This window comes from Streptomyces sp. NPDC042259 (assembly GCF_055582085.1).
The window spans coordinates 753,194-766,488 of record NZ_JBVJDW010000002.1 but is presented as its reverse complement, the minus strand read 5'-3'; the positions used below and the strand labels follow the sequence as shown (position 1 = coordinate 766,488).

The following is a 13,295-nucleotide window of genomic DNA, read 5'->3' as shown; positions in this document are numbered from 1 at the left end:
TGTTCCGGGCAACGTCACAGTCCGGGAACTTCGCAGGGGGCTACGGAGAAGGGGGAACCGTGATCGTCTGGCTGAACGGCGCGTTCAGTGGGGGAAAGACCAGCACGGCCAGGGAGCTGACCGAACTGATCCCGGACAGCACCCTCTTCGACCCCGAGGTGATCGGCGGGGCACTGCACCACCTGCTCCCGCCGAAGCGGCTGGGCGAGGTCGGTGACGTCCGGGACCTGCCGATCTGGCGGCGGCTGGTCGCGGACACGGCGGCGGCCCTGCTCGCGGAGGTCGGCGGGGTGCTCGTGGTGCCCATGACGCTGCTGCGACAGGACCACCGGGACGAGATCTTCGGGGCGCTCGCCTCCCGGCGGATCCGGGTCCGCCATGTCCTGCTCACCGCTGACGAAACGATACTTCGGGCCCGTATCGCGGGCCGTGCGGAGGACGCGGACGACCCGGGGAGCAGCGAGTCGGTCCGCCGGTGGGCACGGGAGCAGATCGCCCCCTACCGCGAGGCGCTGACCTGGCTGGAAGCCGACGCGTTCGCCGTCGACACGGGCGGGCTGACACCGCGTGAGGTGGCCGAGAAGGTCGCGGAGGCCGTCCGTACCGGCGCCGCGGACGCCTGCCCGATCGTCCAGACCCCCGAGCCGAGGGCCGAGACGCTGGCCGCGGGGGTGCTGCTCTTCGACGAGGAGGACCGGGTGCTGCTCGTCGACCCCACGTACAAGCCCGGCTGGGAGTTCCCCGGCGGGGTCGTCGAACCGGGGGAGGCGCCCGCCCGCGCCGGCATGCGCGAGGTCGCCGAGGAGATCGGTATCGAACTCGCCGCCGTGCCACGACTGCTGGTCGTCGACTGGGAGCCGCCGAAACCGCCCGGCTACGGGGGGCTGCGGTTCCTCTTCGACGGTGGCCGGCTGACCGGGGCCGACGCCCGCCGGCTGCTGCTGCCCGGGTCCGAACTGCGCGGCTGGCGCTTCGTCACCGAGGACGAGGCGGCGTCGCTGCTGCCGCCGGTCCGGCTGAGCAGGTTGCGCTGGGCGCTGCGCGCCCGCGAGCAGGGACGCCCGCTCAACCTCGAAGCGGGTGTTCCCGTCGGGTGACGGTCAGGTCTCGTCCGGCGGATCTTCGGCCGCGGGCCTCTTCGCCGTCAGGGGCTCGACGTGGCCGAGCACAGCCGGTCAGCCCGTCCGGTGCTCGCGGGCACCGCCGCGCGGCGGTGGTGCGGGCGACACGGCCCGCACCACCCGCGCACGTACCGCGACCGGGTGTCAGCGCTTGCTGTCGGCGTAGTTGATCAGGAACAGGGCCTCGGCCAGGGAGAGCCGCTCCAGCTCCTGCGGCGAGACGCTCTCGTTCACCGCGTGGATCTGCGCCTCCGGCTCGCTCAGGCCGATCAGCAGGATCTCGGTGTCCGGGTACAGCGCGTCCAGGGTGTTGCACAGCGGAATGGAGCCGCCCATGCCGGCCGTCTGCATCTCCTGGCCCGGGTAGGCGACCCGCATCGCGTCGGCCATCGACGCGTACGCCGGGCTGTCGGTGTCGGCGCGGAACGGCTGGCCCTGGCCCACCTGCTCGACGGCGACCCGGGCGTTCCAGGGGGTGGCCTTCTCCAGGTGCGCGCCCAGCAGCTTCGTCGCCTCGGCGGCGTCCATGCCCGGCGGGACCCGCAGGCTGATCAGCGCCCGCGCGCTCGCGTGCACGGACGGGGTGGCGCCGACGACCGGCGGGCAGTCGATACCGAGCACGGTGACGGCCGGGCGGGCCCACAGCCGGTCGGCCACCGTGCCGGAGCCGATCAGGGAGACTCCGTCGAGGACCCTCGCGTCCTGGCGGAAGTTCTCGACGGGGTACTGCAGTCCGTCCCAGACGCCCTGGTCCTCCAGGCCGTCCACGGTGGTCGAGCCGTCCTCGGCGCGCAGCGAGTCCAGGACGCGGATCAGCGCTGCCAGCGCGTCCGGCGCGGCGCCGCCGAACATGCCCGAGTGCAGATTGCCCTCCAGGGTGTCCACCTGGACGCGCACCAGGGTCATGCCGCGCAGCGTCGCCGTCACGGTCGGCAGGCCCAGGCGGAAGTTGCCGGCGTCACCGATGACGATCGCGTCGGCGGCCAGCAGCTCGGGGTGGGCCTCGGCGTAGCGCTCCAGGCCACCGGTGCCCTGCTCCTCGGAACCCTCGACGATGACCTTCACCCGGACCGGTACGCCGCCGTTCGCCTTGAGCGCCCGCAGCGCGGTCAGGTGCATGATCAGACCGCCCTTGCAGTCGGCGGCGCCGCGCCCGTACCAGCGCCCGTCCCGCTCGGTCAGCTCGAACGGCGGCGAGACCCAGGCGGCCTCGTCCAGCGGCGGCTGCACGTCGTAGTGGGCGTAGAGCAGCACGGTCGGCGCGCCGGCCGGGCCGGGGAGGCAGCCGTAGACGGACTGGGTGCCGTCGGGGGTGTCGAGCAAAGCCACATCCTCGAAGCCCTCGGTCCGCAGCGCCTCGGCCACCCAGTTCGCGGCGGCCTCGCACTCGCTCCTGGGAAACTGTGCCTCGTCCGCGACGGACTTGAAGGCCACCAGCTCGGCCAGCTCGGTCCGGGCGCGGGGCTGCAGCGAGGCGACGGTCGCCGCGAGCGCGGCCTGGGCCTGCTGACGGGTCGAGGTCGATTCCATGGAACGCTCCTTGTGGGCGCGGCGTTAAGTCCGTACATACGGGCGATGGTGATCCTGATCCTCCCATGTCCTACCGGGCGGTCACCCGGCCCCTTCCCGCAGCGGGAGGGGCGGGCGGCTGGCCGTAGGATGCGGGCGGTAGCGGTAGCCGGTGATCGAGCGGGAGTAGAACCACAGGTGAGCAGCGACAACGCGGCCCAGGAAGCGGGCCGGGACGTACCCGGGGACGGGGAGCCGGTATGGGACGTCGTGGTGGTGGGAGCGGGCCCCGCCGGAGCCTCGGCCGCCTACGCCGCGGCATCGACGGGCCGCAGGGTCCTGCTTCTGGAGAAGGCCGAACTCCCGCGCTACAAGACGTGCGGCGGTGGCATCATCGGCCCCTCGCGCGACGCGCTTCCTCCCGGTTTCGACCTTCCCTTGCGTGACCGGGTGCACGCCGTCACCTTCTCCCTCAACGGGAAGCTGACGCGCACCCGTCGCTCCAAGCGGATGCTCTTCGGGCTCATCAACCGTCCCGAGTTCGACGCCGGTCTCGTCGAGGTCGCCAAGAAGGCGGGCGCCGAACTCCGCACCGGGGTGACCGTTTCGCGGGTCGAGCAGCACGGATCGGCCGTGCCCGACCGGCGGACCGTCGCCGTGGTGCTCGGCGACGGTCAGACCCTTCTCGCCCGCGCGGTCGTCGGAGCCGACGGCAGCGCCGGCCGGATAGGAGCACACGTCGGGGTGAAGCTCGACCAGGTGGACCTGGGCCTGGAGGCCGAGATCCCGGTGCCCGCGACGGTCGCCGAGGACTGGGCGGGCCGGGTGCTCATCGACTGGGGCCCGATCCCGGGCAGTTACGGCTGGGTCTTCCCCAAGGGGGACACCCTGACCGTCGGGGTGATCTCGGCGCGCGGCGAGGGCGCCGGCACCAAGCGCTATCTGGAGGACTTCATCGCACGGCTCGGCCTGGCGGGATTCGAGCCGAGCGTCTCCTCCGGTCATCTGACCCGCTGCCGGTCCGACGACTCCCCGCTCTCCCGGGGCCGGGTGCTCGTCTGCGGCGACGCGGCGGGACTGCTGGAGCCCTGGACCCGGGAGGGCATCTCCTTCGCCCTGCGGTCGGGGCGCCTCGCGGGGGAGTGGGCCGTCCGCATCGCCGAGGCCCAGGACGCGGTGGACGCCCGCCGCCAGGCGTTGAACTACGCCTTCGCCATCAAGGCCGGGCTCGGCGTGGAGATGGGCGTCGGACGCCGCATGCTCACGCTCTTCGAACGCCGCCCCGGACTGATCCACGCCGCGGTCACGGGCTTCCGCCCGGCGTGGCACGCGTTTGCCAGGATCACTCGCGGTACGACGACCCTGGCCGAGATCGTACGGACGCACCCGGTGGCACGGCGGGTGCTCTCGGCGATGGACCGGCCTTAGGGCCTGTCCGGCGGTGTCCTCAATCGCCTGACGGGCTGCTGTGCTGTGTCCTCAAGCGCCGGACGGGCTGCTGTGCTGTGTCCTCAATCGCCGGACGGGCTCAATCAAGCCCGTCCGGCGATTGAGGACGCGCCCGCAGGGCGCTCGCCGCCGCAGGCGGCGAAGACGGCCGGTGGCCGGCGAACCGCCGGGCACGGCCCGGGCTTGGGGGCAATGCCCCCGTCCGCGGCGCGGCATCCGTCAGCCGCGAGACACGATCACGGCTTGGTGGCGACACAGATGTTGTACCGCCACGTGTCCTGGTGCCGGTACATTTCCACCCCACTCATCGCGTTGACGAGACGGTCACCTCGGCCCACGCCGCGCGCGAGCGCGTAGGGCAGGCGGCCGAGCAGCGAAAAGCACCGCAGCATGGGCAAGACCTTCTCCGTCGCGTCATAGACCGATTCGACGAGGAAACCGGTCTGCCGCAGAAGCCGCTCCAGGTGCCCGTGGGTCATGGTGAGCATGCCCGGCATACCGGAGAGTTCACAGACCTTGAGCAGCGCGGACCGCGCCCGTGGCAACAGATGGGCCTGCGGAGCGCTCGAGTACTCGGACATCACCAGCTTTCCGCCGGGACGCAGGACACGGAAGAATTCGGCGAGCCCCTGTTCCGGGTCGGGCGAGTGGACGAAGGACTCCATCGTGTAGACGCCTTCGAAGGCAGCATCGGCGAACGGCAGCGCGTGATAGTCGGCCAGGAGGAATCGCGTGCGCCTGCCCGGCCCGTCGGCACGGGCCGAGCGCTGCCGCGCGATGGCGACGTCCGGCTCGATCCCGTCGATCCCGGTGACGTGCACCCCGCTCACCCGCGCGATCGTGCGCGCCGTGTCGCCGACCCCGCACCCGGCGTCGAGCACCGACGCCCCCGGAGGCAGGGCCAGCTTCCCGGCCACGACGAACTCCATGCGCCGCATGGCCGCCGTGAACGCCCAGGGGGAGTGGCCCGGCTCGTACCATCCGAAGTGACGCGTGCGGCCGAGCAGCGCCGCATACCCGAAGCGTGACCCGAAGGCGCGGTAGTACGGCATCACGTGTTGCCGGTAATGGACATTGGTCATGTGGGTCATCACTCCCGCCCGGTTGCTCGGCCTGTCCCGCCGAGGTCTTCACGGAGACCAACGACCGGATGCGCCCGGAGGGTGCTTGACCGCCGAGGTCGGCACAGCCGGGCCTGCCCGTGGCGCGCCCCCGTACCACCGCTGGCCGGCGCTTGAGGACGCGCCCGTACGGCGCTCGCCGCCGTAGGCGGCGAAGACGGCCGGTGGCCGACGATCCGCCGGCCAGGCGGGAGGCGCCTACGCGTCCAGGCCCGTACGGCTCCCCTGCGGCTTCGCCGCGGGGCGGCGCGAGCCGGCCGGCTCGTCGCGCAGGGGGGAGACCGGCAGGTCACGGGTTGCGCGGAGTGGGGAGAAGAGCAGGATCAGCCCGGCCAGCGGGACTCCCGCAGTGGTGATCCACATCGCTGCGCGGAGTCCGAGGGCGGAGCCGAGCGCGCCGCCGAGCAGTGCTCCGACGGGAAGAGTGCCGTAGTTCAGGAACGCCGCGCTGGCGTTGAGACGGCCCAGCAGCCGGGGCGGACAGTAGCTCTGCTGGAAACTCGCCTTGATGACGTTGCCGGCGACCACCCCGGCGGACACGCTGAAGCCGCCGGCCACGTACAGGAGCGTTCCCGCTCCGCCGGTGGTGAGCGGGATGAGCAGGGCCGGAAGGGCCAGGCCGACTTCGCACAGCAGCGTCGCCCGCGCGGTGCCGACGCGCGCGGCGACCCGGCGGGCGAGGAAGGCTCCGACGACACCGCCCGCCCCGGCGACGGCGATCAGCACGCCGACGGTCCCGGGGTTCAGACCGACCTCCCGTACCAGGAAGACCACCAGGATCGACTGGTAACCCATCAGCCCCAGGTTGGAGACCGCACCGAACAAGGTCAGCGTCCGCAGCCACCGGTCGCCGGTGACCAGCCGCAGACCCGCCGCGACCTCACTCACCATCGAACCGGTCCGGCGCCCGGACCCGCTGACGCGCGGTTCACGGTGCCGGACGGCCGCCAGACAGACGAGGGAGACGAGGAAGGTCGCGGCGTTGGCGAACATGGCGTTCACCGCACCGGCCACCTGGGCTATGAGGCCCCCGGATCCCCGGCCGGCGATCTGTGCGGCGGACGCGCTTCCCTGCAACTTGGCGTTGCCCTCGGTCTGGTCGACGGGGTCGAGCAGGCTGGGCAGGTACGCGCTGTAGGCCGTCTGGAAGAACACCGCCGCCGTACCGGTCAGCACGGTGACCACCAGCAGGAACCCCGTGCTCAGCCCGCCGAACCGGGTGACGACCGGGACGCAGGCGAACAGCAGGAAGGACGCCGCCGCGGCGGCCAGCATGATCGGCCTGCGCCGGTACCGGTCCACCCAGACCCCGACCGGCAGGCCCACGATCAGCCAGGGCAGCCAGGCGCAGGCACTCAGCAGCCCGACCGTGAAGGTCCCGGCATCGAGGGTGGTGACAGCGATGAGCGGCATGGCCACGCCGGTGACGGACGCCCCGAACTTGCCCGTGGTCTCGCCGCACCACAGCAGCCGGAAGTCCCGGTGGCGCCGCAGCAGACCACCGCGGGGCGACCCGCTCACGCGTCCTCCCGGTTCTTGCGCGGGAAGGACTGGATCTGCACGATGACGGGCAGCGCGTCGGGTGCCGGTTCCGCACCGGGGCCCGGCGCGTGGCGGGCGACCACGGCCATCAAGTCCTGGTTGAGCCGCCCGAGCTGGTCGGGCGTCAGCCGCAGGTCGCGCCAGTCGGAGAAGGTGGCGGCTTGCTGCCACGCGCCGTCCCAGTCCTCACCCAGATACGTCACCGTCCGGCTGAAGAACTGCCGCGCCAGCTGGTGCAGATACACCGCCAGAGCGTCCCGGGTTTCGGGGTCGTCCCGGAACTCGGCGGGGTTGAGCAGTTTCGCGTCCTCGACGGCCCGCCACCAGCGCTCGCGCTTGGTGCCGCGCCCGGTCTCCTCCTCGATGTAACCGTGCTCGGCCAGGTGGCGCAGATGCCAGCTGACGGTCCCGGTGCTCTCGCCCAGCCGCCGGGAGAGGCCGGTGGCGGTGGCGGGGCCGTCCAGGCTCAGTGCTTCCAGGATGCTCATCCGCAGGGGGTGAGCCAGCCCCCGCAGGCTGCGTGCGTCGATGCGCCGCGTGGCTTTGGCCGGGGCGTGCCCGGGTTCCTTGGTCATCGGGCCAACCTATGGTGCAGAGAGTCCTTTGCATAGAGTTCTCTGCATCTTGTTCGTTCGCCGACCCGATGGGTGCCACCGGTGCCGGGATCAGAACAGTGCCTCGGGCCCCGCCGCTTCCGGCGGGGGTACCGTCACCGCCACCGTCGTCTCCGTGCCCGGCTCGGCCGCCGAGAGGGGCCAGCCGGCCAACTGCCGGGTGTCGACCAGCAGCAGCCGCCCGTCCGTCACGTCGAGGTACAGATCCGGCCCGGCCACGGCCGTCACCCGGCCCGACAGCGAGCGGCCGGGGGAGAGTCCCACGAGCCCGGCGCCCGAGCGGAGCCGGTCGAGGTGAAAGGCCTCGTCGTGGTGGACCGGCGCGAAGTCCCGCACGGTCAGGGAATCGGGCAACCCGGCCAATCCACGGGCCCGTTCGTGCAAGGCGGCGAGTTCGGCGGTCCGCAGGGCCGGGGGCGGCAACGGGTGCCGGGCGGCGCGCTTGGCCGCGTACGGGAAGCGGTCCGGGACGTCGAGGGCCGCGCCCAGCACGGCCTCCGCGCGGCGTGCCGCCATGAGCGGGCCGCGCCCGAGCAGCGCGTAGGACAGCGCGGCCTGCTCCAGCAGCCGGACGCCCTCACGCTCCGCGGCTGTGATGCCGACCTTGATCACACCAGGCCCGAACCAGGCCAGATAGACGTCGTAGGGGCGGGGGTCCTCCAGGGCGGTGTCGGCGGCCACGGAATGCGAGCGGTCCAGCCGCGCGCACTCCGGGCACTGGGCGGAGACCGCCGTGCCCGGCACCTCCGCGTCCAGCGGGCACGGGGTGTGCCGACCGCCTCTGCGCACCCCGACGCAGGTCCGCCGGGGGCCGGTGGTGAAGGCCAGAGCCCGCCCCGGGGGCAGGGGCGAGATGCGGGCGCCACGAACCGGATGCAGCCAGGCCAGTGCCGGCCCCGAGAGACTCCACCGCAGCCCGGCGCACCGCCAGCTCTCATCCGTCACGGTCACCACCCCTTCACCATCGCTGGGAGTCATCTTTCCCCGGTCACTGCCGTCACCCGGAGGACCGCCCCGCCTCATCCGATGGCGGAGCGTTCCCGCCACAGCCGTGCGAGCGAGGCATCGCCCGTGCTGTCCAACGCGTCGAAGGGCAGCCTGTTCCACAGGGCCAGATACAGATCGGACACCGGCCCCGACAGCTCCCAGTCCGCCGGGCCCTCCGCCGTGCGCTCCGTGCGCGGCGGCCCCTCCGACAGGTGGACCGTCCACACTGCGGCGCGGTCCGTGGCCCGCACCCGCAGCGTACGAGGCGTGTCCGTGCGCACCCGGCTCCGCTCTCCGCCGTGGAACGACATGAGCAGTTCCTCGACACCGTCCGTGGCGAAGGCGGGATCGACGGGGGAGAAGGCGGCGGAGCCGATGCCGCCCTCACCGAGCGCGGCCTCGGCGTCGACCCGGTGCACCGCGGTCTCGTGGGCCTGGCGCCGGATCCAGAAGGCGCGGGGGGAGGGGGCGGGCATGAACGTCCAGCACCGGAGGTCGGGCTGCGCGGTGGTCAGCGTCTCGACCAGCAGGCGGTGGCCCTCCCGGAACCATGCGATGAGCTCCGCCCCCTCCGTTTCGGGGGCGGCCGGTATCCCGACCGGCTCGGTTCGGGATTCCCCGACTATCCGCGCCGCCCACCGGTGCACGGCCCCGGTGTGGGCGACCAACTCGCGCATCCGCCACTGTGGGCAGGTCGGCACGGGGGCGTCGAGCCCGGCTCGCGTGGCGGCCTCCGCCAGCAGCCGTCCGTCGCGGTCGAGAGCGGCGATGAGATCAGTAGTGTCCATGCCCCGAAGTGTGGCAGCGACCACTGACAACGCGCCTGAACGGACGACGACTTCGCCCCTCACGCGCCGGGCCCGCACCGGACGACCGGCGCGACCGGTGCGACGGACCCGGCTCGGTGTTCCCCCGGGGAGCGGACCACCGAGCCGCTCGGACGCCGACGCGGAGCGACCGTGGCCGAGGAGGCTCCACGGACCCGCCGGAGACGGGTACTGTTCGCGGAATTGACCGATCCCGTTTTGTTCGGCGTCGGTACAAAGTCAGAATGGTCAGGTGACCCAGACTCGGACTACACGCCTGGAGCGGGGCCGGAGCGCCCTCGGCCCGGCCCTGGCGCTCGTACACACCGGCCGCGCCCCCACCCGTGCCGTGCTCACCGCCGAACTCGGCGTGACCCGCGCGACCGCCGGCGCGGTGGCCGCCGAACTCGAGGCGCTCGGGCTGATCCAGGTCGACGCCCGCCCCGCGGCGGCCGCCGGCTCGCAGGGGCGCCCCTCGCACCGGCTCGCCATCGCACCGGACGGCCCCGTCGTCCTCGCCGCGCAGATCCACGCCGACGGGTTCCGGGCCGCCCTCGTCGGGCTCGGCGGCCGGATGGTCGCCACCGCGCCCGGCTGCATGACGGTGTCCGCCGACCCCGCCCACATCATCGACGCCGTCGTGGAGGCCGGGGCCGGGCTGCTGCGGGAGACCGGTCGCCGCTGCCTCGGCGCGGGTCTCGCCGTTCCCTCGGCGGTGGCCGAGCCGGACGGTACGGCCCTGAACCCGCTGCACCTGTCCTGGCCCGCGGGCGCGCCCGTCCGCGCGCTGTTCGCCGAGGCGCTTGCCAAGGCGGCCGTCCACGGCCCGGACGGCAACCCCGTCGCCGGTGTCGCCGGCAACGACGTCAACCTGGTCGCCCTCGCCGAACACCGCCACGGTGCCGGCCGTGGTGCCCGGCACCTGCTGTGCGTGGCCACCGGTCATCGCGGCGTCGGTGGCGCGCTCGTCCTCGACGGCCGGCTGCACACCGGCAGCTCCGGTCTCGCCCTGGAGGTCGGTCACCTCACCGTCAACCCCGCGGGCCTGCCCTGCCACTGCGGCAGCCGCGGCTGCCTGGACGTCGAGACCGACCCGCTCGCCTTCCTCACGGCCGCCGGCCGGGAACCGGGCCCGGAGGTCTCCCTCCTGCAGCAGTCCCGTGAGCTGCTCCGTTCGGAGTACGCGGACCCGACCGTCCGCGCCGCCGCCGATCTGATCGTCGACCGGCTCGGCCTCGGCCTCGCCGGTCTGGTCAACATCCTCAACCCGGACCGGGTCGTGCTCGGCGGCCTCCACCGCGAGCTGCTGGACGCCGATCCGGAGCGGCTGCGGGCCGTCGTCGCCGACCGCAGTCTCTGGGGCCGCAGCGGGAGCGTGCCGATCCTGGCCGCGAGCCTCGACCACAGCAGCCTCATCGGGGCGGCCGAAGCGGCCTGGCAGCCGGTCCTCGACGACCCCTTGGCCACCCTCGGCTGACCCCCGCGTCCCCGTCGCGGCCCGGTGGTGACGGTAACCAACCGTCACCACCGAGAAGCCGGCGCCCTGATGAGCGCCCGCGCGCACCGCGACCGACGGCGGCCCCGGCCGGTCCCGCTCAGCCGAGGGCGGCGGACCGGGCCGGGGCGGCCTCGCGCAGCGCGGCCCGGCGGCGGGCCACCTGGGGCCCGCCGAAGAACGGTCGCTTCTCCAGCGCCGACAGCTCCAGCACGGGCTGCTCGAAGACGGGGGCCGTCCCGGAGGCCCTTACAAGCCGACGAGGAGCAGTGGGGGCGCACTGGGGCACGGGGAGCGTAAACCAGACGACTTTCCCGCCGTCGTGACGCTCCTCGACGCCCCAGCTCGTGCTGACGGCGGCGACGAGGGCGAGACCACGCCCATGGGTACTGCCGATGTCGGGATCGGGAACGCGCGGAAGGCGCGGATCGTGGTCCCGGACCGAGACCGTGAGCCGGTCCGCCATGAGGTCGATCTCCACGGTGCAGCGTTTGTCGGGCTCCGCGTGTTGGTGCACGTTGGTCAGCAGCTCGGTGACGCCGAGCGCCGCGGGATCGATGAGAGGGTCGAGATGCCAGTAGCGCAATTGCGCGGATACGATTCTTCGTACCTGTCCTATGCGCGGTGGCAGAGCTTGGAGTTCCACGGTGCAGTGCTTGTTCATTCGGCTGATCACGGCTGCGACTCCCTGAAGAAGTAGGGCTAGCCTGATGCAGATACGCGTCTCGCTACGCGTCTGTTCCGGTCCAGCGACGGTGGCTGCTCGAGCCGGCCGGCGGATACAGGATCAGTGCGTAACCGCCGATGAACCCTCAGTGAAGCTGATACGAGTCCAGGGTCGACTCCTGCGACCGATCGCGCAACTCCTGTACCTTCAGCCCCTCGCATCGCCGCCGCGCGCGGAACGTACCGCGTCCAGAAAGCGACGGACGGCGGCCGCGCCCGACTCCCGGGCGCCGGAGTCGCGCTGGCCCAGGGTGAGCACGTAGCGGGTGCCGTTCACCGTCGCCAGGGCGCGGTCCCGGGCGGCGAACCACGGCTTGCTCGCCTGGACCGCGTCGACGGGGGCACTGTCGATCTCCCGGCCGACGCTGGTCAGCAGCTCGAACCTGCCATCCTTGATCTTCACCTGGCCGGCCCGGGTGAGCGAGCGCAGAAAACGCTCGATGCGCACCCCTGTCGCGTTGAACTCCGGTTCCGCCACGACGCACCGCCTTCCCGGGCCGAATCGTCTGTCTGCTGCGCAGTCTGCCCGTGAGGCGGCTCCGGCACCAGTGCCCATTTATGATCGAAACGTCCGAGTGCTCCGCATCGGCCCGACGGACATCGTGAGGAGCGGCGTGAACAGCACACCGAATACGGGGGCGGCGAACGCGGGGGCGATGAACTCGGGGAGACCCGAGGGGACGGCACGGAAAGGCGCCGCCGTCCCCACCGTCGACGTGGACCGCGGCGACCCGCGCTACCGCGCCTGGCTCAAGGAAGCTGTCCGCAAGGTCCAGGCCGACGCGAACCGCTCCGCGGACACCCATCTGCTCCGGTTCCCGCTGCCGGAGGAGTGGGGCATCGATCTCTACCTCAAGGACGAATCCACCCATCCGACGGGGAGCCTCAAGCACCGTCTCGCCCGCTCACTGTTCCTCTACGGGCTGTGCAACGGCTGGGTCCGTCCCGAAGCCCCCGTCGTCGAGGCGTCCAGCGGCTCCACGGCCGTATCCGAGGCGTACTTCGCGCAGCTCGTCGGCGTACCGTTCATCGCCGTCATGCCGCGCACGACCAGCCGCGAGAAGTGCCGGCTCATCGAGTTCCACGGCGGGCGGTGCCACTTCGTGGACGACCCGCGGAAGATGTACGAGGAGGCGGCCGCCCTCGCCGCCCGGACCGGGGGCCACTACATGGACCAGTTCACCTACGCCGAGCGGGCCACGGACTGGCGGGGCAACAACAACATCGCCGAATCGATCCACCATCAGCTCCGCCTCGAACGCCACCCGGAGCCCGCGTGGATCGTGGCCACCGCCGGTACCGGCGGTACCTCGGCGACCATCGCCCGCTACGCGCGCTACATGCAGCACGACACCCAGGTCTGTGTCGCCGACCCCGAGAACTCCTGCTTCTTCGACGGCTGGAAGGACCACGACCCGGCCGCGAGCAGCGAACGGGGATCCCGCATCGAGGGCATCGGGCGGCCGCGGATGGAACCGAGCTTCGTGACCGGCGCGATCGACCGCATGATGAAGGTGCCGGACGCGGCGAGCGTCGCGGCCGTGCGCGCCCTGGAGGCGGCGATCGGCCGCAAGGCGGGCGGCTCCACCGGCACCGGTCTGTGGGCCGCGCTCAAGATCGTCGCGGAGATGGCGGACCGGGGGCGCGCGGGCAGCGTCGTCACCCTCATCTGCGACTCGGGCGACCGCTACCTGGACAAGTACTACTCCGACGCGTGGCTCGCCGAGCAGGGGCTCGACATCACGCCCTACGCGATGGGGATCAGCCGTTTCCTGGCGACCGGCCGGTGGGGTTTCGCCTGACGTCTCGTCTGGCCGACGGTTCTTCGGCTGACGGCCTGTAGTGCCGCCTCTCGCCTGGTCGGCGGCCCGCAGTGCCGCCTGCGGCGGCGAGCGCCCTGCGGGCGCGTCCTCAAGCGCCGGACG

Annotated in this window: 12 protein-coding genes; 4 read left to right on the top strand and 8 right to left on the bottom strand. The window is 72.5% G+C overall.

Translation table 11 applies throughout. The features are described 5' to 3' along the window. The first annotated feature begins 59 nt into the window (after nt 1-59). Nucleotides 60-1,097 (top strand): NUDIX hydrolase, encoded by a 1,038-nt coding sequence (locus tag ACZ6MA_RS07765; RefSeq protein ID WP_469431901.1) that lies wholly within the window; start codon nt 60-62, stop codon nt 1,095-1,097. Between the two features lie 168 nt (nt 1,098-1,265). Here ACZ6MA_RS07765 and ACZ6MA_RS07760 read toward each other — a convergent pair whose 3' ends face one another. Beyond that, nucleotides 1,266-2,651, bottom strand: a complete 1,386-nt coding sequence (locus ACZ6MA_RS07760) for a M20/M25/M40 family metallo-hydrolase (RefSeq protein WP_469431900.1) — start codon at nt 2,649-2,651, stop codon at nt 1,266-1,268. 177 nt (nt 2,652-2,828) lie between these two features. Between ACZ6MA_RS07760 and ACZ6MA_RS07755 the strand changes: the two genes are divergently transcribed. Next, complete coding sequence (locus ACZ6MA_RS07755; protein WP_469431899.1) at nt 2,829-4,058, top strand: geranylgeranyl reductase family protein; 1,230 nt, start codon at nt 2,829-2,831, stop codon at nt 4,056-4,058. A gap of 257 nt (nt 4,059-4,315) precedes the next feature. Here ACZ6MA_RS07755 and ACZ6MA_RS07750 read toward each other — a convergent pair whose 3' ends face one another. From ACZ6MA_RS07750 to ACZ6MA_RS07730, 5 genes are all read right to left on the bottom strand, one after another. Next, nucleotides 4,316-5,161: a class I SAM-dependent methyltransferase gene (locus tag ACZ6MA_RS07750; protein WP_469431897.1), complete on the bottom strand. Its 846-nt coding sequence runs from the start codon at nt 5,159-5,161 to the stop codon at nt 4,316-4,318. A 237-nt stretch (nt 5,162-5,398) separates the two neighbouring features. Then, the gene (locus ACZ6MA_RS07745; RefSeq protein ID WP_469431895.1) at nt 5,399-6,721 is read right to left on the bottom strand and encodes an MFS transporter; all 1,323 of its coding nucleotides are present in this window, start codon (nt 6,719-6,721) and stop codon (nt 5,399-5,401) included. Further along, complete coding sequence (locus ACZ6MA_RS07740; RefSeq protein ID WP_469431893.1) at nt 6,718-7,317, bottom strand: helix-turn-helix domain-containing protein; 600 nt, start codon at nt 7,315-7,317, stop codon at nt 6,718-6,720. Before ACZ6MA_RS07740 ends, ACZ6MA_RS07745 begins: the two co-directional genes overlap by 4 nt. Before the next feature lie 90 nt (nt 7,318-7,407). Beyond that, nucleotides 7,408-8,334, bottom strand: a complete 927-nt coding sequence (locus ACZ6MA_RS07735) for a DUF2797 domain-containing protein (RefSeq protein WP_469431891.1) — start codon at nt 8,332-8,334, stop codon at nt 7,408-7,410. Between the two features lie 41 nt (nt 8,335-8,375). Next, nucleotides 8,376-9,131, bottom strand: a complete 756-nt coding sequence (locus ACZ6MA_RS07730; RefSeq protein ID WP_469431890.1) for a maleylpyruvate isomerase family mycothiol-dependent enzyme — start codon at nt 9,129-9,131, stop codon at nt 8,376-8,378. Between the two features lie 271 nt (nt 9,132-9,402). Between ACZ6MA_RS07730 and ACZ6MA_RS07725 the strand changes: the two genes are divergently transcribed. Continuing rightward, nucleotides 9,403-10,626 (top strand): ROK family protein, encoded by a 1,224-nt coding sequence (locus ACZ6MA_RS07725; RefSeq protein ID WP_469431889.1) that lies wholly within the window; start codon nt 9,403-9,405, stop codon nt 10,624-10,626. A gap of 118 nt (nt 10,627-10,744) precedes the next feature. Here the strand turns inward: ACZ6MA_RS07725 and ACZ6MA_RS07720 are convergent, their stop codons facing one another. Then, on the bottom strand, nt 10,745-11,320 hold the full coding sequence (locus tag ACZ6MA_RS07720) for an ATP-binding protein (RefSeq protein ID WP_469431887.1): 576 nt from the start codon (nt 11,318-11,320) through the stop codon (nt 10,745-10,747). A 198-nt stretch (nt 11,321-11,518) separates the two neighbouring features. Next, a complete protein-coding gene (locus ACZ6MA_RS07715) occupies nt 11,519-11,848 on the bottom strand; it encodes a hypothetical protein (RefSeq protein ID WP_469431885.1) in 330 nt (109 codons plus the stop codon). A gap of 178 nt (nt 11,849-12,026) precedes the next feature. On the opposite strand from ACZ6MA_RS07715, the gene cds1 reads away from it, so the two are divergent. Further along, complete coding sequence (gene cds1 / locus ACZ6MA_RS07710; protein ID WP_469432284.1) at nt 12,027-13,172, top strand: L-cysteine desulfhydrase Cds1; 1,146 nt, start codon at nt 12,027-12,029, stop codon at nt 13,170-13,172. The last annotated feature ends 123 nt before the right edge of the window (nt 13,173-13,295 follow it).